Below are 24,893 nucleotides of genomic sequence, written 5' to 3' on the forward strand. Positions count from 1 at the left end.
TGCCCGCTGCCTACTCCTGTGGAGGCCCCTGTGCGACTCTCCGGCTTCGTCCCGCCCCTGTGCACGCCCTTCACCCCCGGCGGTGAGATCGACACCGCCTCCCTGCGCCGCCTCGTCGAGCACCTGCTCGCGGGCGGCGCCTCCGCGCTCTTCGCCCTCGGGACCAGCGGCGAGACGGCCCATCTGACCGCCGGGCAGCGGCGCACGGTCGTACGGACCGTCGTCGACGCGGCGGGCGGACGCGTGCCCGTGCTCGCCGGGGTCATCGACATGACCACCCCGCGGGTGCTGGAGCACGCGCGCGACGCGGCGGAGACAGGGGCGGACGTCCTCGTCGCCACCGCGCCGTTCTACAGCGGGGTGCACCCCGAGGAGACCGCGGCCCACTTCCGCCGGGTACGGGACGGCGCCGGGCTGCCGCTGCTCGCCTACGACATCCCGCCCTGCGTCCACAGCAAGCTGCCCGGCGACATGCTGCTGTCCCTCGCCGCGGAAGGCACCCTGATCGGCCTCAAGGACAGCAGCGGCGACACCAACGCCCTGCGCCGGCTGCTCGTCGAGCGCCACCGGCGCGGGCTGGAGTCCGTCTTCTCCGTCCTCACCGGCTCCGAACTGACGGTGGACGCGGCCCTGCTGATGGGGGCGGACGGGGTTGTGGCGGGGCTGGGGAACGTGGACCCGGCCGGGTACACGCGGGTGTACGAGCTCGCGCGGACGGGCGACTGGAAGGCGGCCGTGGCCGAACAGGACCGGCTGGCGGCCTTGTTCGCGCTGGTGGAGGCGGGAAGCGGGATGAGCGGGACGGCGTCCGCGATCGGGGGGTTCAAGGCGGCGCTGCGGCTGCTCGGCGTGATCGACTGCGCGGCGACGGCGCCGCCGTTGACGGCGCTGGGGGAGGAAGGGGTGGGGGCGGTGCGGGAGTTGCTGGTGGGGGCGGGGCTGCTCTGAGGAGTGTGCGCCGGGCGGGGTGATCCGACGCTGTTCGGCGTCCGGCGAAATTCCACCCACTCCCACCCCAATCGCACATATGATCCCCTGGTTGTTGCTTCGCCGACTCTTCAGCTGGGGGACCTCGCCCTGTGGGCACCTCTCTGCGCGCCCTCCGGGCCTTCGCCCTGCTGGCCGGATTCCATCTGCTCACCCTGGCCGTGCTCGGCACCCTCCTCGGCGCCGGCATCGCGGCGTGGACCTGGGCGCCGCCCGCCGTAGCGGTCACCGTGACGATCCTGTCCGTGCTGCTCGGAGTGCCGGTCGTGCGGAGCACCTTCCTGCTCGGCAGGCCGGGCCGCGCCGACGCCGTAGGACTGCCGCTCGGCGAGAGCGAGCAGCCCGGACTGTGGCGGACCGTCCGCTCGCTGGCCGAGCGGGTCGGCACCCGCGCGCCCGACGCGATCCTCCTCACCGGGGACGCGAACGCGGGCGTCTCCGAGGACACCCGGCTGCTCGGCCTGCTGCCCGGCCCGCGCCGGCTCTACATCGGCGTTCCGCTGCTGACCGGGCTCACCGAAGCGCAGCTGCACGCCGTGCTCGCCCATGAGCTCGCCCACTACGGCAACACCGACACCCGGCTCGCCGGCCTCACCCACCGCGGCCGTGACGGCGTGCTGCGAACCGTGGAGGCGTTCCAGGAGCAGGAGCGGAAGCGGATCGACAAGAAGCGCTCCCGCCGGGAGAAGGCCGCCGCCGCGGTCGCCGAGGGCCGCGGGGCGAAGGAGGTGAGCACCGGCCGGGCCGGGGCCACCTACCGGATGGCGGCCAAGCCCTTCCTCGCGTACGCCCGGTTCTGTCTGCGGGCCACCCACGGCGCCGGCCGGGCGCAGGAGCTCGCCGCCGACCGGACGGCGGCGCGGATCGCCGGACGGGACGCCACCGCGTCGGCGCTCCGGGAGATGGCCGTGCTCGACACGGCCCACGACTTCTATATGAGCCGCTACGCGACGATGGGCGTCCCGGCGGGCCTTCTCCCGCCGCGCGGCGAGGTCTTCGGCGGCCTGCGCAGACTGCTCACGGCCCCGGAGCGCCAGGAGGACCTGGCGACGCTGCGGAACGAACCACCGGCCGGTGCCCTCTCCTCGTACGACACCCACCCGGCGCCCGCCGACCGGATCCGCCTGATCGGGACGCTGCCCGACGACGGCCCTGCGGCCGCCCCGGCCGGGCCCGCGCTCGCGCTGCTGCACGATGCCGACCGGGTCCTGGCCGAGCTGGAGACAGCCGTCCTCACCCCGGAGACGCTGGCCCTGGAGCGGGTGGAATGGCGGGAGTTGACGCACCGGACCCTGCACGCGCGGGCGATGGAGGGAGCGCGCCCGCTGCGGGAGGCGCTGGCGGCGGAGGGCCCGGCGTCCCCGGCGAGCGCCACGGCGGACCTGACGGCGTTCCTCGACGCCGTCGACGCGGGTTCGCTGTGGCGGATCGCCGGCCACCTGCCCACATCACCGGAGGCCGCGCGGGCCCGGGGCAGGGCCGCCCGGGAGTTCCTGCGCCCCGCGCTGCACTCCGGGCTGTACGGCCTGACCGAACTCGCCCTGACCGAGACGGCGGCGGCCCGCTGGGAGCTGTCCTGGGCGGAGCCGGCGCGACTGCTGCTGCCGGACGGCCGGGAGACCGCCGAGGCGGTGGCGGCCGCGGTACGGCCGGCGGTCGGGGACGTCCCCGACACAGCACCGCTGCGCGAACTGCTGCGCTCGTCCGCCCTCTGAACTTTTCCCTATCCCTGTTTCTCGATCGGATTCTCTTCAGGCATGCTGCTGTCCCTCATCATCATCGCGGTGTCCGTCTTCCTCTGGATCAGGAGAAAGCGGCGCGCGTCCGCCGCACCGTCCGCCGCCCAACTCGCCGCTGCGGGATGGCTGCCGCCGGAGCGCCAGAACACGGGGCGGTCCTTCGCGGACCCCGAGGCCGACGCCATCGAGGCGGCTCTCGCCCGGGGCGACTGGGAGCCCGCCGCGCGGGCGCTCGACGCCACGGGCACCGACTGGGAGCGGCGTTCCGCACTCGTCGGGATCATCGCCAACGCGGCGTCGAAGGACGACGCCTGGCTCCGGGACTGGGAGGCCGCGCGCCCCGACGACCCGGGCGCGGCCGTCGTCAAGGCGGAGGCGAGGATCTTCGTGGCGTGGGACATCCGTGGCACGGCCTATGCCAAGGACACCACGGCCGAGCAGTTCATGGGCTTCCACCGGGTGCTGGACGAGGCCCGCGACGACCTCGACCGCGCCGTGGCCCTGGCCGCGCCGGAGGACCCCACTCCCTATGTCGCCCAGATACCGCTGTACAAGGCCACGGGCGCGTCGCACGACATGATGCGGGAGCTGTGGGCCGAGATCGTCTCGCGCGCGCCGTACCACTTCGACGCCCACGCCTCCGCTCTCCTGTACTGGTACCCGAGGTGGCGCGGATCCGAGGAGCTGGTGCGCGAGTTCGCGTGGGGGACGGCGCGCACGGCACCGCCCGGCAACCTGATGACCATGCTCCCGCTCCAGCACTGGTACGACCACCTCGACGCGGACGCCCCGGACGTCGCCTTCCGCTCGGTGGACCTCACCGCCATGGTCGACGCCGCGCTGATGGACGTGGCGGCCTGCCGTCCGGACCACCCCCGGCTGGCGGACGCACGGCACATGCTGGCGTACGTCCTGGCCAAGCAGGAGCGCTGGGCGGAGGCCGTGGAGCAGTTCCGGCGGGTGGACGGCTATGTGGCGGCCGTGCCGTGGACCCACTACCCGACCAAGGAGGCGGAGGCCTACTGCCTCTACCGCGACGCGTCGATCCTCGGCTCCGGGGCACTCCGTAACGGCCGCTGACGCCCCGGCCGGCGAGGCTGTGGCGGCTCCGGGGCGGGGCCTCCTCCCCGGAGCCCTCACCCTCTACCGTGTGGCACATGCACAACAGCGCCACCAGCCGTGCCACAATCCGCTCCTTCGCCCTCTCCCTCCCCGGCGCAGTCGAGGAATTCCCCTGGGGGGACAGCGCCGTCGTCAAGGTCAACAAGAAGATCTTCGTCTTCCTCGGCACCGAGGGGGACGAGGAGACGCCCGGCATGACGGTCAAGCTCACGGACGACGAGATCCACGGCCACGCCCTCGCCGTGCCGGGTGCCGAGCCCACGGGGTACGGGCTCGGTCCGCACGGCTGGGTGTCCGTGCCGCTGCACGGGGAGGGCGCCCCGGTGGAGCTGCTCTGCGACTGGGTCGAGGAGAGCTACCGCACCGTCGCCCCGAAGAGGCTGGTCGCCGAGCTGGACGCCAGGCCGTCAAATACGGTCACCTGAGCGGGGCTTGTGGAAACTGGAACACGTTCTTAACATCGCGGGTGTTACAGCGGCCTTGTCATACAAGGGTGTGAGCGCATTGGCGGAGCAGGAGCACACAGCGGGCGGCGGCCCCCTCGCGGGACTGCGAGTCGTCGAGCTCGCCGGCATCGGCCCCGGCCCCTTCGCCGCCATGCTCCTGGGCGACCTGGGCGCCGACGTCGTCCGGGTGGACCGCCCCGGCGGGCCCGGACTGGGCATCGACCCCCGGCACGACCTCACCAACCGCAACAAGCGCTCCGTCCTCGTCGACCTCAAGAGCAGTGAAGGGCCGGAGACGGTCCTCGGACTCGTCGAGCGCGCGGACGTGCTCCTGGAGGGCTACCGGCCCGGCGTCGCCGAGCGGCTCGGCGTCGGGCCGGAGGCCTGTCTGGCCCGCAACCCCCGCCTGGTGTACGGGCGGATGACCGGCTGGGGGCAGGAGGGCCCGCTGGCCGGCGCCGCCGGGCACGACATCGGCTACATCGCCGTCACCGGCGCCCTCGGACTGACGGGCGCGGCCGACGGACCGCCGTACGCCCCCGCCAATCTGCTGGGCGACTACGCGGGCGGCTCCCTCTACCTCGTCATCGGGATCCTCGCCGCACTGCGGCACGCCCGGGACACCGGCGCGGGCCAGGTGGTCGACGCGGCGATCGTCGACGGCACCGCGCATCTGACCGCGATGATCCACGGGATGCTGGCGGCGGGGAGCTGGCAGGACCGCCGCGGGGCCAACCTGCTGGACGGCGGGGCGCCGTTCTATGGAACGTATGCCACCGCCGACGGCGGCCACATGGCCGTCGGAGCCCTGGAGCCGCGCTTCTACGCCGAGTTCGCCCGGCTGCTGGGCCTGCCGGAGGAGGCGGCCGCGGCCCGTGACGACCCCGGCCGCTGGGGCGAGCTGAGGGATGCCGTCGCCGCGCGGTTCCGGCGGCGCACCCGCGCCGAGTGGACGGAGGTCTTCGAGGGCTCGGACGCCTGCGTGGCGCCTGTGCTGTCCCTGCGCGAGGCGCCGGACCATCCGCACCTCGCCGCCCGTTCCACCTTCACCCGCCACGACGGCACCGTCCAGCCCGCCCCCGCGCCGCGCTTCTCCGCCACCCCGGCCGGCCTGCGCCGCCCGCCCGCGCTGCCGGGCGCGCACACCGCGGAGGTGGCCCGCGACTGGGACGTGCCCCGGCTCGACCCGAAAGGTCAGCGATCATGAAACGTCAGCTCTTCGACGACGGGCACGAAGCCTTCCGCGCCACCGTACGGACCTTCCTGGAGCGGGAGTTCACCCCGCACCGCGAGCAGTGGGAGAGGGACGGCATCGTCTCGCGCGAGGCGTGGCGGGCCGCCGGGCGGCAGGGCCTCCTCGGCCTCGCCGTGCCCGAGGAGTACGGCGGCGGGGGCACCGCCGACTTCCGCCACAGCGCCGTTCTGGCCGAGGAGTTCGCCCGGGCCGGGGCCGCCGGTTTCGCCGTCCCCCTGCACAACGACATCATCGGCCCGTACCTGACGTCGCTGGCCGCCGAGGAGCAGAAGCGGCGCTGGCTGCCCGGCTTCTGCAGCGGCGAGACCGTCTCCGCCGTCGCCATGACCGAACCGGGCGCCGGCTCCGACCTCCAGGGCATCAGGACGTCCGCCGTCGACAAGGGCGACCACTGGGTGCTCAACGGCTCCAAGACCTTCATCTCCAACGGCATCCTCGCCGACCTGGTGGTCGTCGTCGCCCGGACCACCCCGGAGGGCGGGGCCAAGGGGCTGAGCCTGTTCGTCGTCGAGCGGGGGGCCGAGGGCTTCGAGCGCGGGCGCAACCTGGACAAGATCGGCCAGAAGGCGCAGGACACCGCCGAGTTGTTCTTCCGCGACGTCCGCGTGCCCAAGGAGAACCTGCTCGGCGAGCTGCACGGCGCGTTCGGCCATCTGATGGCCAACCTGCCGCAGGAGCGGCTGACCATCGCCGTCGGGTCCGCCGCCGCGGCCGAGCACCTCCTGGAGGCCACCAAGCGCTATGTGAAGGAGCGCGAGGCGTTCGGCGGGCCGATCTCCCGCTTCCAGCACATCCGCTTCGAGATCGCCGAGATGGCCACGGAGTGCGCGGTCACCCGGACCTTCGTCGACCGCTGCATCGCCGACCACGGCGCGGGCGAACTCGACGCCGTCCACGCCTCGATGGCCAAGTGGTGGGCCACCGAGCTCTACAAGCGGGTGGCCGACCGCTGCCTGCAACTCCACGGCGGGTACGGGTACATGGCCGAGTACCCGGTCGCCCGGGCGTTCACCGACGGCCGGGTCCAGACGATCTACGGCGGCACGACCGAGATCATGAAGGAGATCATCGGCCGTGCGCTGCTGGCCTGACCCCGTTACTCACCAGGAAGGCTGCTGACTTGAGCACCGAAGCGTACGTCTACGACGCCATCCGCACCCCGCGCGGGCGCGGCAAGGCCAACGGCTCCCTGCACGGCACCAAGCCCATCGACCTCGTCGTGGATCTGATCCACGAGCTGCGGCGCCGCTTCCCCGGGCTGGACCCGGCGGCGGTCGACGACATCGTGCTCGGCGTCGTCAGCCCCGTCGGCGAGCAGGGCTCCGACATCGCCCGGATCGCCGCCATCGCGGCCGGGCTCCCCGACACCGTCGCCGGCGTCCAGGAGAACCGCTTCTGTGCCTCGGGCCTGGAGGCCGTCAACCTGGCCGCGGCCAAGGTGCGTTCGGGCTGGGAGGACCTGGTCCTCGCCGGAGGCGTCGAGTCGATGTCCCGGGTGCCGATGGCGTCCGACGGCGGTGCCTGGTTCGGCGACCCGATGACCAACTTCGCGACGGGCTTCGTCCCGCAGGGCATCGGGGCGGACCTCATCGCGACAATCGGCGGCTACGGCCGCCACGACGTCGACGCCTTCGCCGCGCGCTCGCAGGAGCGGGCCGCGACGGCCTGGAAGGAGGGGCGCTTCGACCGCTCCGTCGTGCCCGTGCACGACCGGGCCGGGCTCGTCGTCCTCGACCGGGACGAGCATCTGCGGCCCGGGACGACGCCGGAGACCCTGGCCGGTCTCAAGCCGTCCTTCGCGGCGATCGGCGAGGCGGGCGGGTTCGACGCGGTGGCGCTGCAGAAGTACCACTGGGTGGAGAAGATCGACCACGTGCACCACGCGGGGAACTCCTCCGGGATCGTCGACGGCGCCTCGCTCGTCGCGATCGGCAACCGGGAGGTGGGCGAGCGGTACGGGCTCGTGCCGCGGGCCCGGATCGTCTCCGCGGCCGTCTCCGGCTCCGAGCCGACCATCATGCTCACCGGCCCGGCACCGGCGACGCGCAAGGCGCTCGCGAAGGCGGGGCTGACGATCGACGACATCGATCTCGTCGAGATCAACGAGGCGTTCGCGGCGGTGGTGCTGCGGTTCGTGGACGAGATGGGGGTGGATGTGGAGCGGGTGAATGTGAACGGTGGTGCGATCGCGCTGGGGCATCCGCTGGGGGCCACGGGGGCGATGTTGCTGGGGACGGTCGTTGATGAACTGGAGCGGACGGGTGGGCGGTTCGGGCTGGTGACGTTGTGCGTGGGCGGGGGGATGGGGGTGGCGACGGTGGTCGAGCGGGTCTGACCGCCGGAGGCGGTTTTCTCTCCCCGCCCCGCCCTTTCACCTCCCCCAGAGGGGGTGCCCCCACCCGGGGCAAGCCCCGGACCCGGCACCGCGCTCCGCGCGGTGGGCGGAGCTTCGCCCCTGCACCCCACCGGGGGCTCCGCCCCCTGGACCCCCGAGTCAGCCCGTCCGGCGTTTGAGGACCGGGGGTGTGCCCCCTCCGGGCGAGCCCGCAGGGCGCTCCGGGGTCCAGGGGCACAGCCCCGGTCAGGGGTCCAGGGGGCGAAGCCCCCGGTAAACGCGGCGCAGCCGCGTTACGGGCCCCGGGGCTTGCCCCGGAAGAAACGGTGAAAGGGCGGGCCCGGGGCACAACACCCCACCCCGTACCACCCGCACAGCAGCAACGGAGACGAGCAACGTGACCACCACCAACACCATCACCTGGACCCAGGACGACACCGGCATCGTCACCCTCACCCTCGACGACCCCAACCAGTCCGCCAACACCATGAACCGGGACTTCCAGACGTCCCTGGCCACGGTGGCCGACCGCCTCACCGCCGAGAAGGAAGCCATCCGCGGCGTCGTCATCACCTCCGCCAAGAAGACCTTCTTCGCCGGCGGCGACCTCCGCGAGCTGATCGCGATCCGCCCGGAGGACGCCGAGGCCGCGTTCACCGCCGTAGAGGCGGTCAAGCGCGACCTCCGCCGCATCGAGACCCTCGGCATCCCCGTCGTCGCCGCGGTCAACGGCTCCGCCCTCGGCGGCGGTTACGAGATCGCCCTCGCCTGCCACCACCGCGTCGCCCTCGACGCGAAGGGTTCGAAGATCGGCCTACCCGAGGTCACCCTCGGCCTGCTCCCGGGCGGGGGCGGCGTCACCCGCACCGTGCGCCTCCTCGGCGTCACCGACGCGCTGCTGAAGGTCCTCGTCCAGGGCACGCAGTACCCCCCGCGGGCCGCCCTGGACGCGGGGCTGGTGCACGAGGTCGCCGACACCCCGGAGGAACTCCTCGAAAAGGCCCGGGCGTTCATCGACGCGCACCTCGAGTCCCGGCAGCCCTGGGACACCGAGGGCTATCGGATGCCGGGCGGCACCCCGTCCCACCCCAAGCTCGCCGCCAACCTCCCCGCCTTCCCGGCCACGGTGCGCAAGCAGACGGCGGGCGCCCCCTACCCGGCGCCGCGCGCCGTCCTCGCGGCCGCCGTCGAGGGCGCGTCGCTCGACTTCGAGACGGCCTCCACCATCGAGTCGCGGTACTTCGTCGAGCTGGCGACCGGACAGACGGCCAAGAACATGATCCAGGGGTTCTTCTTCGACCTCCAGGCCGTCAACGCGGGCCGCAGCCGCCCCTCCGGCCCCGAGCCGCGCACGGTGCGCAGGGTGGCGGTCCTCGGCGCGGGCATGATGGGCGCCGGCATCGCCTACGCCTGCGCCAGGGCGGGCATCGAGGTCGTCCTCAAGGACGTCACGGCGGACAACGCCCGCAAGGGCAAGGCGTACGCGGAGGGACTGCTCGCCAAGGCGCTGGCCAAGGGACGGACGACCGAGCGGAAGCGCGACGAGCTCCTCGCCCGCATCACGCCCACCGCGGACGCCGCAGACCTGGCCGGCTGCGACGCCGTCATCGAGGCGGTCTTCGAGGACCCGGCGCTCAAGCACCAGGTGTTCCAGGAGATCCAGCACGTCGTCGCGCCGGACGCGCTGCTGTGCTCCAACACCTCCACCCTCCCCATCACCCTGCTCGCCGAGGGCGTCGAACGGCCCGTCGACTTCGTCGGCCTGCACTTCTTCTCGCCCGTCGACAAGATGCCGCTGGTGGAGATCATCAAGGGGGAGCGGACCGGCGACGAGGCCCTGGCCCGCGCCTTCGACCTGGTGCGCCAGATCCGCAAGACGCCCATCGTCGTCAACGACTCGCGCGGCTTCTTCACCTCGCGCGTCATCGGCCGCTTCATCACCGAGGGCGTCGCGATGGTCGGCGAGGGCATCCCCGCCGCGTCCGTGGAACAGGCCGCCGCGCAGGCCGGATACCCGGCCAAGGTGCTGTCGCTGATGGACGAGCTCACCCTCACCCTGCCCCGGAAGATCCGCGAGGAGACGCGGCGCGCCGTCGAGGCGGCCGGCGGCACCTGGGCCCCGCACCCCGCGGACGCGGTGATCGACCGGATGGTCGACGAGTTCGGCCGCCCGGGCCGCAGCGGCGGCGCAGGCTTCTACGAGTACGTGGACGGCCGCCGGGCCGGGCTCTGGCCGGGGCTGGCCGAGCACTTCGGGAAGGACCTCGCCCCCGGGGAGATCCCCTTCGAGGACCTGAAGGAGCGCATGCTCTTCGCCGAGGCCCTGGACACGGTGCGCTGCCTGGAGGAGGGCGTCCTGACCTCCGTCGCGGACGCCAACGTCGGCTCCCTGCTGGGCATCGGCTTCCCCGGCTGGACCGGCGGCGCGCTCCAGTACATCAACGGCTACGAGGGCGGCCCGGCGGGCTTCGTCGCCCGGGCCGAGGAACTGCGGGCGGCGTACGGCGAGCGGTTCGCGCCGTCCCCGCTGCTGCGGGAGAAGGCGGAGAAGGGGGAGTTCTTCCGGGACTGAGCCGACAGTCCGGCACAGGGCCCCCCGAACCGGGCTCCATCCGGTTCGGGGGGCCCTGTCATGCCACCGCGGATGGGCCATTGACCAGCCGTCAATCGACTGTCGATCAATGGTGTCTACGCTCCGGAGGTCATCTGCACCTGCCATGTATACGGAGTATCCGTTGCGCAGACATGCCATCGCCCTGACCCTCGCCGCCGCGAGTCTGGCCGTCGGCCTCCCGGCCGCCCAGGCCTACGCCGTGACCCCGGCCGCTCCCGCCCCGTCCGTGCCGCGGACGGCGGACGGCGGCGCCTACGCCCGGGCCACGGCCACCGATGCCCAGCAGCGTGCCTTCTGGACCCGGCACGACAAGGACGGCACCTTCCGCCAGTTCAAGGGGGAACTGCGCGACTGGAAGCCGAAGGCCGAGCGCCCGGGGACGAAGACGCCGACCGCCGGCCACACCATGAAGGCCCCCGCCACCGCGCCCCGGCAGAAGGGGAAGAGCCGGTTCGCGGCCGGCTCCGCGGGCGACACCGGGCTGCGCGCCACCACCGGCCGCATCCGCATCGCCTGGCCCGACGAGAACAGACCCGGCATATGGATCATCAGCCTGTGCACCGGCAATGTGATCACCAGTGACAGCAAGGACACCATCGCCACCGCACGGCACTGCATCCCCCACGACGACCAGGGCCGGGTCAACCCCAAGGCGGAGTACGAGTTCACCCCGGGCTACTCCAAGGACTCCAACGGCACCGAGCACGCCCCGTACGGGAAGTGGACGTACCGGGCCGTCGGCGTCGTCGGCGACTTCACCAACGCCCCGCAGAACAACGACACCGCGTTCGTGACGCTCAACACCCAGAACGGCACCCACGTCCAGGACGCCGTCGGTGCCTCCGGCTACCAGTTCGGCATCAACTCCCTGCCGGGCCAGGTGGTGTTCGCGGGCATACCCGCCAAGTCCAACCAGTTCCACACCTGCGCCAAGCAGCCCTACTGGGGTCCCGACAACCCGCCCCAGCTCCTGGGCAAGGGCGGCCCCTGCACCGGCGACAGCGATCTGTCCGGCGGCGCGAGCGGCGGCCCGATCCTCAACGGCGACACCTTCGACAACGGCCCCACCCAGATCGGCGACTTCTCCGGAAGCTACGGCGACGCCCCCGCCGCGGCGGTCTGGCGCGACGCGGCTTTCGCCGTCTTCCGCTCCCTGCAGGGCTCCGGCGGCGGCCGGCCGGCCCACGACAAGGTCACGACCCTGACCAACTGGAACAACAACCTGGCCGACCTCTACGCCTACGGGAAGGACAACGGCACGCCCGTCTACGGCTACCACGCCACGGGAGGCCAGAACCAGCAGTGGCATCTGTGGGACAAGGGCGGCGGCTACTTCCTGATCGAGAACCGCTACACCGAGCAGCAGGGCCTCACCGGGGCCAACTCCCGGGTCCTGGACTACAACTTCTCCAACGGCACGGCCATGTCGCACCAGCTGAACGGCGCCGGGACCGACAACCAGCTCTGGCGGTTCCGCGCCACCACCGGCCACCCCGGGTGGTACACGATCCGCAGCAAGCGCGATGACCTGTGCCTGACCGCTCCCGGCGGCGAGGGCCAGTTGGCGGTGACCTCCTGCGGCTCCGAGGACGGCCTCGACTCCATGCAGTGGAAGCTGCAGTGACGGAGTAGCCGACCGGGGCCACCGGCGCGTCAGCGCACCAGGTCCCCCGGGTCCGTGTTCGCCCCGCACAGCACGACGGCGACGCGCTCGCCCGGGGCGGCGTCATAGCCGGCGAGCCCGGCCAGCGCCGTGGCGCCGGCGTGCTCGACGGCGATGCGGTGCCCGTCCCACAACTGCCGCCGGGCGCGGACGATTTCCCCGTCCGGCACCAGGACATGGTGCACGTCGCCCCGCCGGGCCGCCTCCAGGGCCAGGGCGGAGGCCTGCCGCGCCCCGAGGGCGTCGGCCGCGACCGAGTCCACCGGGACGGGGACCGGGCGTCCCGCCGCCACGGCGGCGTGCAGCGCGCGGGAGCCTTCCGGCTCCACCGCCACCGTCCGGACGCCGTGCTCCCGCGCGGCCGTGGCCACCCCCGCGAACAGGCCGCCCCCGCCCACCGCGACGACCACCGTGTCCAGCCCGGGGAAGCCGTCGCGGATCTCGTCCAGCAGCGTCCCGGCCCCGGCGGCTATCAGCGGGTGGTCATAGGCGTGGGAGGACAGCGCGCCGGACGCCGCGGCGAACTCCGCGCAGGCCGCCTGGGCCTCGGCGTACTCCGAGCCGACCAGCCGCACGTCCGCGCCCAGGGCGCGCAGCCCCGCGACCTTCACCGCCGGGGCAGTGGCCGGCACGAACACGGTGGCGGGCACGCCCTCCTGCCGGGCCGCCCAGGCGCAGGCGAGGCCCGCGTTGCCGCCGGAGGCGATGGTCACCCCGGCGCCGGGCAGGGCGCCGGCCTCGCGGTGGGCCCGGAGGAAGTTCTGCGCGCCGCGGGCCTTGAAGGAGCCCGTGTGCTGGAGGAACTCCAGCGCCAGCCGGATGCCCGGCCGGTCGTGGGGAGCCAGGACGACCGGGCGGACGTGCCCGGCGATGCGGCGGGCGGCGTCCGTGACGTCGGCGTACGTGAGCTGGTCCACTGCGGTGCACTCCCGGGTGATACGTCGCGGGTGATACGTCGGCCGATACGGTGTATCGAATGGCCCGATACACCGTACCGTACGCTGGCACCCATGCCCCGACCTCCGGCTTCCCCCCACCTCGCGACGCCCGAGCGGATCGCCGAGGCCGCCCTCGGGATCGTGGACGAGCAGGGCCCCGGCGCCCTCAGCTTCCGCACGCTCGCCGCCCGCCTCGGCGTCGCGCACGCCACCCTGCAGCGCCGCTGCACCGACCTGGCCGGGCTCCTCGACCTGGTCACCGACCACCTCGCCGGGCTCCTCCCGGAGATCCCGCCCGGCACCGGCTGGGCGCGGGCCACCGAGGCCCGCTTCACCGCGCTCTACGAGGTGCTGACCGCGCACCCCGGGCTGGTGGCCCTGCGCGGGGGCCGCCCCTGGCTCGGCCCCGAACTGCTGAAGCGGCTGGTGGAGCCGCAGTTGGCGGACAGCCTGGCGGCCGGGATGAGTGCGGAGGAGGCCATCGCGGCCTACCGGCGGATGTATCTGCTCACCCTGGGCAGCGCCAGTTTCGTCGACCACCGCGACCCCGGGGCCGCCCGGGCGACGACCCGGACCGCGCTGGCCGCGCTCGACCCGGACGAATTCCCCGTACTGACCGGGCACCTCGGCACGATCCTGCCCGCCGTGGTGGACCACGAGGTCTACTACGGCGCGCTCCGCCAGCTCATCCGCGCCGCGGATCCGGAGAGCGGCACGGATCCGGGGGGCGGCACGGATCCGGAGGGCGGCGCCGTCAGCCCTGCCTGACCTTGATCTCGCCGCTGCTGGTGGTCAGATCCAGCCGGTACTTCCCGGCCGGGTCCTGGGAGACCCCGATGTCCTTGCCGCCGCTCTGCGTCTCCGCCGATACGCGGTAGCGCGCGTCCGGCATGGTCAGGACGAGGCGTCCGCTGGAGGTCTTCGCGGTCACGTCCTGCGGTTCGGCGGAGGTCAGGTCGATCTCCCCACTGGACGCGGTCGCCCGCACGGATCCGCCCTTGAGGCCGCGCCCGGTGATCTGTCCGCTGCTGGACCCGACGGAGACGTCCCCGGTGACCCCGTCCAGACCGATGGCGCCCGAAGAGGTCTTCACCCGCACCGCCCCGACGTCCGACAACCGGATCTCGCCGCTGCTGTTCTCCCCGCTCACCGGCACCCCGGCCGGCTCCTCGACCGTGTAGCTCACGGAACACTCGTCCCCGCAGTCCGCCAGCACGAGGGTGCCGTTCTCGACCCGGTGCGTGGCGCCTTCCGGCTTGTGCCCGTCGTGGTACTCGACTTCGCGGTGGACGGTGACCTTGCCGAGGCCCGCCCTGCCGTGGACCCGGACGCCGCCGGAGTTGTTGTCCACCCGCACCGAGGTGATCCTCTCGCTCAGCGCCGCGTCGTCCTCGAAGGTCTTGCCGGGCGTCAGTCCGTCGCAGGCGCTCAGCCCCGCGACTGCCGTGCCGGTGACGGCCAGGGCTGCGAGAAGACGGACGGTGCGGTGCATGGATGTTCCCCCGGCGGGCTGTGGCGTGTGATGTGGCAACGCTACGGTGCGGGTGGCCGCGGCGACATGGGGAAAACCCCCGGTTCGGCGTTCCGGATTCCGGAAGCCCCGCGGAAACGGCCTGTGCCGCTCTGTGCACGCCGCTTCCACGGTGGTGGCATGAAGCGAGCGTGCCCGTACGCGACGAACGGGAGGGCCCATGTTGGGATCGGTGATGACCGGCGGCACGGCCGTGGCGCTCGCGGCCGCCCTGCTGTCCCCCGGGACGGCCGTCGAGGAGAGACCGCCGCCGGGCAGCGTGGCGGTGGAGCTGCGGACGGTCAACGGATCGGGCTGCGGCGTCCGGACCTCGCTGGCGGTGGCACCGGACTACGCCGGATTCACCACCTCCTACGAGAGCTCCCCCGCCCGGGTGGGCGTCGGCTCCAGGCCGGGGGAGGCCCGCAGGATCTGTCAGCTCGCCCTGGACGTCCAGTTCCCACGGGGGTTCACCTACGCAATCACGGGTACGGAGCACACCGGATACGCGCGGCTGGCGAAGGGGGCCACCGGGCAGCTGACGGTCCGCCATTACGTCCAGGCGGTGCCGTCGTGGCCGACCCGTACCCACCGCTTCACCGGCCCCTACGACGACGTCTGGGAGACCGCCGATTTCGACGACGTCGGCACGGCCGAGTACGCCCCCTGCGGCGAACGGCGGTTGCTCACGCTCAGCACCGAACTGCGGGTGGACGCCGGCACGTCGGATCCCGCGACGACCACCAGCGAGCTGGGGCTGAACGACACCGGCAGCGACACGCTCGCCCGGTACCGCCTGGCCTGGAAGCGATGCCCGGCGGTCTGAAGATCCGGGCGGGGCCGTGAAGGGCCCCGCCGAGGCCGCGCACCGCTGCAACAGCGCACGACCGATCCCCTGTGGTGTCGAGTGGCAACGGCCGGGGAACCGTTGAACCAGGCGCATCGGGCGGTGTGTTCACGCCCGGCGCGGCGCCCGTCCGGCGACAGCCGAGCCGCCGTGTCCGGCCTCCTCCCGGTGATCGCTGGACGGTGCGGGCCTGTCAGGGACCAATTTCCGCTCTCTCCGGCAGGGGCTCAAGGGGCAGCACGCCGCGGAACCGGGTTCCGGCGGTGCCTCGGCCGCCCCGGCGGCCGGCCGTACGGATCCTGGCCAGGGGCAAAGGCCGCGGAGCCGTCCCACGGGAAGCGGGACGGAATGGGACGGCCGCACGTCGGCGGCCTTGTCGCGGCCGTCCGTGCTCCCGATGGTGGGAGCGGAGCTCCCTGTCCGCCGGTCCTGCAAGGCCGCGGGCGAACCGAACGGGAGCTCCGGTGTCGAGTGGCAACGAGCCGAGGAGGCAATCTTCTTGAGCAAGAACGCTCCCTTGCGCGTGACGCGCGGTGGCGGACCGCTCCCGACCCCCGCCGTCGTCATCGTCGTGGTCGTTCTGGGTGTCACCGCCGGCCTGCTGGCCTACGGCGTCCCCGTGGAGGATGTCGTCACGGCCGTCACGGCCGGCGGCGTGGCGGCGAAGGAAATCGTCCGCGGCCTGGCGGCCGTCTTCTCCCGCGACGGGGTGTGAAGGAGGGGCCGGAATGGGGCGTGTGAACAGCGCCCTGGACCAGCCCGACCCCGTCGCAACGCTGGCGCAGTGGCTGCGGTCGCTGCGCCGGCGGTCGGGCAAGAGCTGGAGCCAGGTGGCGCGGACCGCCGAGGAGTTGGGACTGCCGGTCTCCCGGTCGACGCTGGACCGGGCGGCGAAGGGCGAGGTGCTTCCCAAGTGGGGCACGGTCAGGGCGTTCGCGCGCGCCTGCGGGGGAGACGAGCGCGAGGCGAAGCGGCTGTGGACGAGGGCGGACCGGTCCGTGGCGGCCGGGCCCGGCGCACGGGTGCAGGGCGTGCTGCCGCCGCAGTTCGTCAGCGAACCGTGGGAGCTGTTCCAGGCGATGGCCCACCTGCGCCGGGAACACGGCAACCCGACCCTGCGGGAACTGGAGGAACGGGCCTATGTGGACGCCGGGCACAAGGTGAGCCTGCTGCCGCGCAGCACGCTCGGCCCGGCCCTGCGCGGCACCCGGTTCCCGAGGAAGGACCTGCTGCTGAGCTTCGTCCGCCACTGCGGGGGAGTTCCGGAACGGGGGCTGCGGGACTGGGCGGACGCGTGGGAACGGGCGGACGCGTTCCGCCGGGGGCGGGCGCGCCCGCCGGACGAGGTGGCCCGCCTGCGGGACGAACTGGCGCGGACGCGGGAGCAACTGGACCGGGCCCGGCTCGCGTTGGCGGAGGCGCGGGCCGCGAGCTGAACGGGCGCCGGACGGGGCCGGGTTCAGCAGACCCGGCACGTCCGGCGGGTCGCCCGCTGGAAGCCGAGCACGGCCCGCCCCAGCGCCACCCCGTAGAAGCAGAAACCGCCGTACGCGACCGCCACCACCCAGGGGGCGTGGCCGCCCGTCCCCGCGTCCAGCACTCCGGCCCAGGCGAGCGAGCCGTAGACGAGGAGGAACGCCCCGAAAGGGGCGAAGGCGCCCGCGCCCGCCCAGCCGAGGGCGAGCAGCGGCAGGCGTGGGAGCCGGCGGAAGCGGGGGAGGGACAGGACGAGGGCGAGGGCCATCCCGGTCAGGGCGAGGACGACGGTGAGGTCCACGCCGTGCTCGTACAGCCGGATCACCTGGTCCCCGGCGTAGTGCTCGTCGAGGCCCGGGTGCCGGCCGGAGCCCGAGTATCCGACGCGGGACCCGGCGGCCCAGGCCGACTTGAGCAGCGCGTAGGGGAGCAGGGCCGCCACCGCCACGTACCCTGCGCGGGTGCGGCGTTCGACCCGGGCCCGGCGCCCGCGCCCGCCGCAGTGCGGACAGACGCCGCGGGCGCGCCGCCGGTACGCGAGGGCCGTGCCGGTCCACAGGACGGCGCCGAGCGTGGCGACGCCCTGGTTGGCCCAGGCCGCCCAGTCCATCGGGTCCTGGTTGCGGGAGACCAGGTCGAGCAGGTGCGCCGGGCTGAAGAGGAAGCCGAAGCCGGAGACGAACGCGGCGGCGACCGTGCCCCAGGCGGCGGCCGGGGCCCACCGCAGCCCGGGCCGCCGCAGCTTCAGCAGGCCGAGCGCAGCCGCCGCGGTGTACAGGCCCGCGACCGTCCATTCCACCGCCGTGCCATGGGCCTTGGCGCCCAGCGCGTATCCGTAGGCGCGGCCCGGCGAGAGCGCCGCGCCCACCGCGCCCGCCGCGTAGGCCGCCGACCAGACGGCCGCCGCCCGGCCCGCCCACGCGGGCCAGGTGGTCCTGATGTCCGTGATTCCCATGCGGCCAGCCTGTCGCCGGTCCCGCCCCCGCGGCGTCGGGCCGGGGGAGGACCGGCCTCCGCCGCGCGGCGGAGACCCCGGTCACCTCCCGTGGTCACCTCCCGTACGTGGCCTTCAACTCCTCCGTCAGCGACCGCTGGAACGCCGTCATCAGCGCCTGCACCACCAGCGGCTGCATGTGCGCCGAGAGGGACTTCATGGACTCCACCTCCTCGGGGTCCGTGGCCCCCGCCTCGTACGGCCCCCACACCTCCTCGTGGAAGAGCCGGGTGAGCTCGCGCGCCGTCGAACGGGCCTGGTCCAGCAGGACGGTCCGGGCGGCGCGCAGGGTGGTGAGCGTCATGGGGACGGCCAGCAGCTGGACGCCGACGCCCAGCAGGCCGGGGTCCACCCGGAAGCGGACCTCCCCGTCCGCGTCCTCCTCGCGCCGGAGCACGTCCATCGCGGCGAGCTTGTCGATGTCCTCGTCGGTCAGCGGGCGGCCCGCGCGGCGCTCCAGCTCGGCGCGGGTGGTCTCCGCCGCCGCGTCCGGCACCCAGGAGGCCACGACCGCACGGTGGATGGCCAGGTCGTTGGCGCTGAGGTCGTCCGGGAGGCGGCGCAGATAGCGCTCGATGGCGGCCAGGGTGAGGCCCTGGTGCTGCAACTCCTCGATCAGGGCGAGGCGGGAGAGGTGCCCGGGTCCGTAGCGGCCCACGCGGCGGGGGCCGAGACAGGGCGGGGGGAGGAGGCCGCGGGTGCTGTAGAAGCGGATGGTGCGCACCGTGACCCCGGCGCGGGCGGCCAGTTGGTCGACGGTGAAGGACTCCGGCCCACCGGTGTCGTCGTCCATGGCCATGCGCAGTGCCTCGCTCTCCCCGCTCCGGTGGTCCAACACTATGGGTGTACCACCGGAGGGGGAAAGGTCCGGCCCGGTGCCGTCAGTGCTGGTGCGCGGCGAGGGCGGAGCGGATCTGCTGCCAGGACTTGGGCTGTGCGGGCTTGGCGGCGAGCGAACGCGCGCCCTTCGCGGCGGGCTTGGCGATGCCCGCCTTGGCCGCCGCCGCGGCGCCCGGCTTCACGGTGGTGAACAGCCAGGTGTCGAAGAGGGGCTTGAGCTTCTTGCCCGAGACCTGCTCGGCGTAGGCGACGAAGTCCTGGACGGAGGCGTTGCCGTAGCGGTTCTTCGCGGTCCAGCCCTTCAGGGTCTCGAAGAAGACCTTGTCGCCGACGGTGTTGCGGAACGCCTGCAGGGCGATGGCGCCGCGCTGGTAGACGGCCCCGTCGAACTGCTTGTCCGCGCCCGGGTCACCGGGCTTGACCGTCCAGAACGGGTCGTCCGCCGGGTACTGCGCGTAGGTGTAGTCGGCGAGTTCCTGCGCGGTGCCCTCGCCCTCCTTCTCCGACCACAGCCACTGCGCGTAGGAGGCGAAGCCCTCGTTGACCCAGATGTCCCGCCAGTTCTTCACCGAGACGCTGTCGCCGAACCACTGGTGGGCCAGTTCGTGCACGACGAGCGAGACGTTGGCGCCGTTCGCGAACGGCGCGGGGCTGTAGAACGGCCGGGTCTGGGTCTCCAGCGCGAAACGGGTGGGGACGTTGGGCACATAGCCGCCGGCGGCCGTGAAGGGGTACGGGCCGAAGACCGAGCTCTCCCAGTCGAGGACCTCGGAGGTGCGCTCGACGCTGGCCTTCGCGGGGGCGAGCTTGTCGCCCAGGTCCTTGCTGTAGGCGTTGACGACCGGCAGCCCGTTGGACGTCGTGTCCGTGGTGATCTCGAACTGGCCGACGGCCAGCGTCGTCAGGTACGGCGCCTGCGGCTGGGTGGAGCGCCAGTTGTAGCGCGTCCAGCCGAGTTTGGAGGTCTGCGAGGCGAGGACGCCGTTGCTGATGGCCTGGGTGCCGTCGGGGACGGCGACCGAGACGTCGAAGGTGGCCTTGTCACGGGGGTGGTCATTGCTCGGGAACCACCAGGCGGCCGACTCCGGTTCCTGTGCGACGACCCCGCCGTCGGGGGTGCGCTGCCAGGCGGTGAATTTCCCTACCTTGACGGCGGAGGGGGTTCCGCTGTAGCGGACGACGACGGTGATCTGTTTGCCCTGCGGCAGCGAGGCGGGCGGGGTGATCTCCAGCTCGTGGACGCCGGTCTTCGCGAACGCGGCCTTCTTCCCGTTGACCAGCACCTCGTTGACGTCCAGCAGGAAGTCGAGGTTGAAGCGGGACAGCGCCTGGGTGGTGGTGGCGGTGAGGGTCGCGGTGCCCTCCAGCCGGTCCGTCTTCGGCTGGTACTTCAGCCGCAGGTCGTAGTGGGAGACGTCGTAGCCGCCGTTGCCGGAGTCCGGGTAGTAGGAGTCGCCGAGACCCGGCGCACCCGGGGTGCCGTCGGCGGCCGAGGCGGGGACCCCGAGCAGCAGGAAGGCGGCGGCAGCGGCGCCGGAAACGAGAAGTCTGGGACGCACGGGACACTCCAACTCGTAAGGGGTGGACGAGCGATGGGGACAGCGAGGTGATGAAGATCGATCGCAGCCTATGCACTCATCGCGCGCCTGGGAATGGCCATGCCGAATCCGGACATGTGACTGACATCCGGCCGTCATCGCGGAGGGCGGACACCCCATGGAGCGAACGAATCCGGCCACCGAAAGGCCTCGTAGGACCGTTCCGTCACCGTTCGGGGTGATCGCGGGCAAGGACCACCGCGCGGCCCGCCCATCAGTCCTACGATCACCGCCCATGGCCCAACACACGCTGTCGCGTCCCTGGTCGGACGTGGATGCCAGTGCCGACCCCGCCCACCTGGTGACCACCCTGCGGCGGCGCACCAGTTCGCCGTTCCACACCTCCTACAAACGGCGCCTGAGGAACCTCCTGCACGCCCGCCCCGGGCAGCGCTTCCTCGACGTCGGCGCCGGTGCCGGCACGACGGCGCTCGCGCTGACCGCCGAGACCGGGGCCCGCGCGGTCGCCGCCGACCTGTCCCTGGCGATGGCCGGCGCGGCGCGCGCGGGCGGCGTCGGCACGGCGCTGGTGGCCGACGCCCACCATCTGCCCTTCCGCACCGGCAGTTTCGACGGGGCGTGGGCCGACCTCGTCCTCCAGCACGTGGCCGACCCGGGCCGGGTCATCGACGAGATGCTGCGCGTCGTACTGCCCGGCGGCCGCGTCGTGCTGGCCGCCCTCGACTACGGCACCCAGGTGCTGGACATCGGCGAACCCGAACTGGCCCGCCGCGTCCTCGCCCTGCGCGTCGACGACGGGGTGCGCGGCGGGGCGCTCGCCCACCAGCAGCCCGCCATGCTCGCCGAACGCGGCCTGGACGACGTGGCGGCCGAGGCGCACACACTGGTCGTCCGCGACCCGCGGACCGTCGACCACGTCCAGGGCATCCGCGACTGGGCCCGTACCGCGGCCCACCAGGGCCATCTCGCCCCCGCCGAGGCCGACCGCTTCGTCCGCCGCTTCGACGAGGCGGCGGCGACCGGCCGTTTCACCTACGCCGTGACCTTCTTCCTCACCTCCGCCACCCTGCCGGGCTCCTGACACCGAGGTCGGCTGTGGCCCGGAACTCCCTCCGTGACCCTTCTGCACGGGAGTTGACGCGCGTACTGTCCCGCCCGTGCTGAAACCCACACCGAAACCCGTACCGAACCGCATACCGAAGCCCACGCGGAACACCCGTATACCGTGGGCCGCTTTCCTCGCGACGGCCCTGACCGCCCTGCTGGCCGTCCTCCTCTCGCCGCCCGGTCAGGCGCACGCCGCACCCGACCGGGGGCGCGGCGGGGAGAGCAGACCCGTCTACTCCTACGACCGCGCCGTCCGCGAGTCGGTGTGGGTGGAGGTGAGAACCGGGGCCCGCCGCACCGACCGGGTCGCCGTGGACATCATCCGGCCCCGCGAACCCGCCGAACAGGGCCGCCGCGTACCGGTGATCATGGACGCCAGCCCGTACTACTCCTGCTGCGGCCGGGGCAACGAGAGCCAGAAGAAGACCTACGACGCACAGGGCAACCCCGTCCAGTTCCCCCTCTACTACGACAACTACTTCGTCCCCCGCGGCTATGCCGTCGCCCTCGTCGACCTCGCCGGGACCAACCGCTCCGACGGCTGCGTCGACGTCGGCGGCCGCTCCGACGTCCAGTCCGCCAAGGCCGTCGTCGACTGGCTCAACGGCCGGGCGCGCGGCTACGGTTCGCGCACCGGAACCACGCCGGTGAAGGCCGGCTGGTCCACCGGCGCCGTCGGCATGATCGGCAAGAGCTACGACGGCACCGTCGCCAACGGCGTCGCCGCCACCGGAGTGGACGGGCTGAGGACCATCGTCCCGATCGGCGCCATCTCCTCCTGGTACGACTACTACTTCGCCAAGGGCGCGGCCCTCTACGACGGCGGCCCCGACGGGCTCGCCTCCCGCGTCGAGAGCGACGGGGCCCACGCCCGCTGCGCCGCCGTCCAGCGTAAACTCGTCGAGGGCGCGCCGCGCAACGGCGACTGGACGCCGCTGTGGAGCGAACGCGACTACGTCCGCGACGCGGGCAGGGTGAAGGCCAGCGTCTTCGCGGTGCACGGCATGCAGGACCTCAACGTCCGCACCAAGCACCTCGGCCAGTGGTGGGACGCGCTCGCCGCGCACGGCGTGGAGCGCAAGATCTGGCTGTCGACGACCGGGCACGTCGACCCGTTCGACTTCCGCCGCGAGGACTGGGTGCCGACCCTCCACCGCTGGTTCGACCACTACCTGCTCGGCTACGACAACGGCATCGAGCGCGAGCCTGCGGCCGACGTCGAGCGCGCCCCCGGCCAGTGGTCCACCGACCGCTCCTGGCCGCCGGCCGGCACCCGGACGACCACCCTGCGCCCGGCCCCCGGACCCGTCGCCGGGGTCGGCTCACTGGGCCTCGGCCAGGCCGGGCCGGGCGCGACCGCGCGGTTCACCGACGACCCGCGGCACAGCGAGGCCGACTGGTCGGCGGCGGTCGACTCGGCGACGCCCGACAAGGCCGGGTTCGTCACCCGCCCGCTCACCCACGACCTGCGGCTGTCCGGCTCCTCGACGGTGCGGCTGCGCGTGACGCCGTCCACCTCGTCCGCCCACCTGTCGGCCGTCCTCGTCGACCTGGGCCCGGCCTCCGTCCGCGACTACGCGGGCGACGGCGAGGGCATCCGCACCCTGCCCGACCGCACCTGCTGGGGCGGCGGCACCGCGGGTGACACCGGCTGCTTCAAGCGCACCGAGGCCGACGTCAAGCAGGTCGACCGCACCGTCTTCAGCCGCGGCTGGGCGGACCTCGGCCACTACACGTCCGCCCGGCACGGCCGCGCCGTGACCCCGGGCCGGGCCTACACCATCACCCTCGACCTGGCCGCCACCGACCACGTCGTCCCGGCCGGGCACCGTCTGGCGCTCATCGTCGCGGGCACCGACGCCGGGCTGATCGAACCCGCCCCCACCACCCCGCAGTTGACCGTGGACCTCCACGCGACCTCGGCGGACCTGCCGCTGGTCGGCGGCGCCCGGGCCTTCGCCCGCGCCACGTCGGGCGCCGGCGCCGCGCCGTCGCCCCGCCCGGAACACCCGCGCGGACTGCGGATCCCCGCCCTCACCCACCTCCCTTGAATCCCTTGAACCCCTTGAGCGCGAGCGCCACGGCCTCCTGCGCACAGCCCCACGAGACCGTGACGCCCGCGCCGCCGTGCCCGTAGTTGTGCACCACCAGGGCGCCACCGGGCAGCCGTCCGGCCTCCAGCCGGACCCGGTGGCGCGCCGGGCGCAACCCCACCCGGTGCGCCAGCACCCGGGACTCCGTCAGCGCCGGATGTACCCGGGCGCAGCGGGCGATGAGCGTCTGGGCCACGGCCGGGGACGGGACGCGGTCCCAGACGTGCGGACGCGCCGTACCGCCGAGGACGAGCCCGTACGGCTGGGGGAAGAGATAGAGCGTGTCGGTCGCCCGGCCGTCGGCGGCGGCCCCGAACCACTCGGTCACGCCCGGGTTCTCCACGACGACCAGCTGCCCCTGCACCGGGTGGACGTGCGGATCCGCCGCGAGGTGACCGGCGCCCAGGCCCGAGCAGTTGACGACGACGGGCGCCGCCCGGCCCGCCTCGGCCAGGGAGTTGACCGGGCGCAGGGTGACCGTGCCGCCCGCCGCGCCCAACCGGCGCTGCAGATAGCCGAGATGGGCCGGCATGTCGACGAGCGGCAGCCGGGCGCGGACGGCGCGGTCCCAGCCCCTCGGCGTCTCCTCGGGCGTGGCGTCCCGCAGCCCCGGCACCTGCCGTGCCCACCCGCCCAGTTCACTCGCCGAGGTGCCCGCCTCCGTCCCGTCCACCCGGCGGACCCCGGTCTCCTCCGGCCGCCGCGCCAGCTCCGTCATGACGGCGAGGGAGGCGGCCGCCCAGCGGGCGACGGCACCGGCCGGCTCGATCCGGTACGGCCACCACAGCCCTCCGGCCACCGCGGAGGTCGTCTGCGCGGCGGTCTCACGCGTCCACACCTCGACGCGCGCGCCGCGCTCGGCGAGGAGGACGGCGGTGGTCAGCCCGATCACTCCGGAGCCGACGACGATCGCGTCGCTTGCCATGGGGTGAAGGTACCGGGTGGAGGGGGGAGTTGGGGGTGGAGGGGGTGGGTCCGGGGGTGGGGGGTTTGCCCCTGGCCCGCCCTTTCGCCGTTTCCCGCAGGGGCTGCGCCCCTGCGTCACCCCGCTGCGCGCTGCCGCGCGCGGGGTCCCGCGCTTCGCGCGGGTGGCGGGGCTTCGCCCCTGCGCCCCACCGGGGGCTGCGCCCCCTGGACCCCGCTCGGGTTGCCCCCTCCGGGGAGCTTGAGGACGAGCGGCGGAGCCGCGACAAACGGGGGCCAGGGGCGGAGCCCCGGAAGCAGGGGCGCAGGGGCGCAGCCCCCGCCCACCGCCCACCGCCCACCGCCCACCGCCCACCGCCCACCGCCCACCGCCCACCGCCCACCGCCCACCGCCCACCGCCCACCGCCCACCGCCCACCGCCCACCGCCCACCGCCCACCGCCC

General features: G+C 73.6%; 21 protein-coding genes. 15 read left to right on the forward strand and 6 right to left on the reverse strand.

All coding sequences use genetic code 11. The features are described 5' to 3' along the window. Nucleotides 1-18 precede the first annotated feature (18 nt). The 9 genes from AB8735_RS30215 to AB8735_RS30255 all read left to right on the forward strand — a co-directional run bounded on the left by AB8735_RS30215 (nucleotide 19) and on the right by AB8735_RS30255 (nucleotide 12,122). On the forward strand, nucleotides 19-948 hold the full coding sequence (locus AB8735_RS30215; protein WP_372410695.1) for a dihydrodipicolinate synthase family protein: 930 nt from the start codon (nucleotides 19-21) through the stop codon (nucleotides 946-948). Nucleotides 949-1,079: 131 nt separating this feature from the next. Further along, nucleotides 1,080-2,702 carry a M48 family metalloprotease gene (locus AB8735_RS30220; RefSeq protein ID WP_372410696.1) on the forward strand — a complete coding sequence of 541 codons (1,623 nt, stop codon included), beginning with the start codon at nucleotides 1,080-1,082 and terminating at the stop codon, nucleotides 2,700-2,702. 42 nt (nucleotides 2,703-2,744) lie between these two features. Next, nucleotides 2,745-3,806 (forward strand): hypothetical protein, encoded by a 1,062-nt coding sequence (locus tag AB8735_RS30225; protein WP_372410697.1) that lies wholly within the window; start codon nucleotides 2,745-2,747, stop codon nucleotides 3,804-3,806. 77 nt (nucleotides 3,807-3,883) lie between these two features. Continuing rightward, on the forward strand, nucleotides 3,884-4,273 hold the full coding sequence (locus tag AB8735_RS30230; protein ID WP_372410699.1) for an MmcQ/YjbR family DNA-binding protein: 390 nt from the start codon (nucleotides 3,884-3,886) through the stop codon (nucleotides 4,271-4,273). A gap of 70 nt (nucleotides 4,274-4,343) precedes the next feature. Then, entirely contained in the window at nucleotides 4,344-5,501 is a 1,158-nt protein-coding gene (locus AB8735_RS30235; RefSeq protein WP_372410700.1) for a CaiB/BaiF CoA transferase family protein, read from the forward strand. Beyond that, entirely contained in the window at nucleotides 5,498-6,640 is a 1,143-nt protein-coding gene (locus tag AB8735_RS30240; protein ID WP_372410701.1) for an acyl-CoA dehydrogenase family protein, read from the forward strand. The genes AB8735_RS30235 and AB8735_RS30240 overlap by 4 nt, the downstream gene beginning before the upstream one ends. Before the next feature lie 29 nt (nucleotides 6,641-6,669). Then, nucleotides 6,670-7,884: an acetyl-CoA C-acetyltransferase gene (locus AB8735_RS30245; protein WP_372410703.1), complete on the forward strand. Its 1,215-nt coding sequence runs from the start codon at nucleotides 6,670-6,672 to the stop codon at nucleotides 7,882-7,884. A gap of 397 nt (nucleotides 7,885-8,281) precedes the next feature. After that, on the forward strand, nucleotides 8,282-10,456 hold the full coding sequence (locus AB8735_RS30250; RefSeq protein WP_372410705.1) for a 3-hydroxyacyl-CoA dehydrogenase NAD-binding domain-containing protein: 2,175 nt from the start codon (nucleotides 8,282-8,284) through the stop codon (nucleotides 10,454-10,456). Nucleotides 10,457-10,619: 163 nt separating this feature from the next. Then, nucleotides 10,620-12,122, forward strand: a complete 1,503-nt coding sequence (locus AB8735_RS30255; RefSeq protein ID WP_344025592.1) for an RICIN domain-containing protein — start codon at nucleotides 10,620-10,622, stop codon at nucleotides 12,120-12,122. Between the two features lie 29 nt (nucleotides 12,123-12,151). Here the strand turns inward: AB8735_RS30255 and AB8735_RS30260 are convergent, their stop codons facing one another. Beyond that, nucleotides 12,152-13,078 carry a serine/threonine dehydratase gene (locus AB8735_RS30260; protein ID WP_372410708.1) on the reverse strand — a complete coding sequence of 309 codons (927 nt, stop codon included), beginning with the start codon at nucleotides 13,076-13,078 and terminating at the stop codon, nucleotides 12,152-12,154. Between the two features lie 93 nt (nucleotides 13,079-13,171). On the opposite strand from AB8735_RS30260, the gene AB8735_RS30265 reads away from it, so the two are divergent. Further along, the gene (locus AB8735_RS30265; protein ID WP_372410710.1) at nucleotides 13,172-13,867 is read left to right on the forward strand and encodes a TetR/AcrR family transcriptional regulator; all 696 of its coding nucleotides are present in this window, start codon (nucleotides 13,172-13,174) and stop codon (nucleotides 13,865-13,867) included. Here the strand turns inward: AB8735_RS30265 and AB8735_RS30270 are convergent. Further along, entirely contained in the window at nucleotides 13,854-14,591 is a 738-nt protein-coding gene (locus tag AB8735_RS30270; RefSeq protein WP_372410711.1) for a DUF4097 domain-containing protein, read from the reverse strand. The two genes, AB8735_RS30265 and AB8735_RS30270, sit on opposite strands and share 14 nt — an antisense overlap. 199 nt (nucleotides 14,592-14,790) lie before the next feature. Here AB8735_RS30270 and AB8735_RS30275 point away from each other — a divergent pair, with 199 nt between their 5' ends. The 3 genes from AB8735_RS30275 (at nucleotide 14,791) to AB8735_RS30285 (ending at nucleotide 16,892) form a co-directional block, all read left to right on the forward strand. Next, on the forward strand, nucleotides 14,791-15,435 hold the full coding sequence (locus tag AB8735_RS30275; protein WP_372410712.1) for a DUF4360 domain-containing protein: 645 nt from the start codon (nucleotides 14,791-14,793) through the stop codon (nucleotides 15,433-15,435). Between the two features lie 520 nt (nucleotides 15,436-15,955). Further along, on the forward strand, nucleotides 15,956-16,171 hold the full coding sequence (locus AB8735_RS30280) for a hypothetical protein (RefSeq protein WP_372410714.1): 216 nt from the start codon (nucleotides 15,956-15,958) through the stop codon (nucleotides 16,169-16,171). Nucleotides 16,172-16,184: 13 nt separating this feature from the next. Next, nucleotides 16,185-16,892, forward strand: a complete 708-nt coding sequence (locus AB8735_RS30285) for a helix-turn-helix transcriptional regulator (protein WP_344025604.1) — start codon at nucleotides 16,185-16,187, stop codon at nucleotides 16,890-16,892. A gap of 23 nt (nucleotides 16,893-16,915) precedes the next feature. Here AB8735_RS30285 and AB8735_RS30290 read toward each other — a convergent pair whose 3' ends face one another. The 3 genes from AB8735_RS30290 to AB8735_RS30300 all read right to left on the reverse strand — a co-directional run bounded on the left by AB8735_RS30290 (nucleotide 16,916) and on the right by AB8735_RS30300 (nucleotide 20,325). Beyond that, the gene (locus AB8735_RS30290; RefSeq protein WP_372410715.1) at nucleotides 16,916-17,887 is read right to left on the reverse strand and encodes a hypothetical protein; all 972 of its coding nucleotides are present in this window, start codon (nucleotides 17,885-17,887) and stop codon (nucleotides 16,916-16,918) included. A gap of 94 nt (nucleotides 17,888-17,981) precedes the next feature. After that, nucleotides 17,982-18,719, reverse strand: coding sequence for a MerR family transcriptional regulator (locus AB8735_RS30295; RefSeq protein ID WP_344025683.1), 738 nt, complete (start codon nucleotides 18,717-18,719; stop codon nucleotides 17,982-17,984). A gap of 88 nt (nucleotides 18,720-18,807) precedes the next feature. Further along, nucleotides 18,808-20,325 carry a M1 family metallopeptidase gene (locus tag AB8735_RS30300; protein ID WP_344025608.1) on the reverse strand — a complete coding sequence of 506 codons (1,518 nt, stop codon included), beginning with the start codon at nucleotides 20,323-20,325 and terminating at the stop codon, nucleotides 18,808-18,810. Between the two features lie 274 nt (nucleotides 20,326-20,599). Between AB8735_RS30300 and AB8735_RS30305 the strand changes: the two genes are divergently transcribed. Next, nucleotides 20,600-21,406, forward strand: a complete 807-nt coding sequence (locus AB8735_RS30305; RefSeq protein WP_344025610.1) for a methyltransferase domain-containing protein — start codon at nucleotides 20,600-20,602, stop codon at nucleotides 21,404-21,406. Nucleotides 21,407-21,518: 112 nt separating this feature from the next. Continuing rightward, entirely contained in the window at nucleotides 21,519-23,483 is a 1,965-nt protein-coding gene (locus AB8735_RS30310) for a Xaa-Pro dipeptidyl-peptidase (RefSeq protein ID WP_372411940.1), read from the forward strand. Here AB8735_RS30310 and AB8735_RS30315 read toward each other — a convergent pair. After that, a complete protein-coding gene (locus AB8735_RS30315) occupies nucleotides 23,467-24,450 on the reverse strand; it encodes an NAD(P)/FAD-dependent oxidoreductase (protein WP_372410716.1) in 984 nt (327 codons plus the stop codon). The genes AB8735_RS30310 and AB8735_RS30315 overlap by 17 nt on opposite strands. Between the last annotated feature and the right edge of the window lie 443 nt (nucleotides 24,451-24,893).

The organism is Streptomyces luteireticuli (assembly GCF_041519305.1).
Classification (GTDB): domain Bacteria; phylum Actinomycetota; class Actinomycetes; order Streptomycetales; family Streptomycetaceae; genus Streptomyces; species Streptomyces luteireticuli.

Bases quoted from the DNA above. Each gene is read 5' to 3' on its own strand.
- AB8735_RS30290 (WP_372410715.1), bottom strand. From the start codon at position 17,887: ATGGGAATCACGGACATCAGGACCACCTGGCCCGCGTGGGCGGGCCGG.
- AB8735_RS30240 (WP_372410701.1), top strand. From the start codon at position 5,498: ATGAAACGTCAGCTCTTCGACGACGGGCACGAAGCCTTCCGCGCCACC.
- AB8735_RS30285 (WP_344025604.1), top strand. From the start codon at position 16,185: ATGGGGCGTGTGAACAGCGCCCTGGACCAGCCCGACCCCGTCGCAACG.
- AB8735_RS30265 (WP_372410710.1), top strand. From the start codon at position 13,172: ATGCCCCGACCTCCGGCTTCCCCCCACCTCGCGACGCCCGAGCGGATC.
- AB8735_RS30295 (WP_344025683.1), bottom strand. From the start codon at position 18,719: ATGGACGACGACACCGGTGGGCCGGAGTCCTTCACCGTCGACCAACTG.
- AB8735_RS30315 (WP_372410716.1), bottom strand. From the start codon at position 24,450: ATGGCAAGCGACGCGATCGTCGTCGGCTCCGGAGTGATCGGGCTGACC.
- AB8735_RS30275 (WP_372410712.1), top strand. From the start codon at position 14,791: ATGTTGGGATCGGTGATGACCGGCGGCACGGCCGTGGCGCTCGCGGCC.
- AB8735_RS30225 (WP_372410697.1), top strand. From the start codon at position 2,745: ATGCTGCTGTCCCTCATCATCATCGCGGTGTCCGTCTTCCTCTGGATC.
- AB8735_RS30270 (WP_372410711.1), bottom strand. From the start codon at position 14,591: ATGCACCGCACCGTCCGTCTTCTCGCAGCCCTGGCCGTCACCGGCACG.
- AB8735_RS30305 (WP_344025610.1), top strand. From the start codon at position 20,600: ATGGCCCAACACACGCTGTCGCGTCCCTGGTCGGACGTGGATGCCAGT.
- AB8735_RS30230 (WP_372410699.1), top strand. From the start codon at position 3,884: ATGCACAACAGCGCCACCAGCCGTGCCACAATCCGCTCCTTCGCCCTC.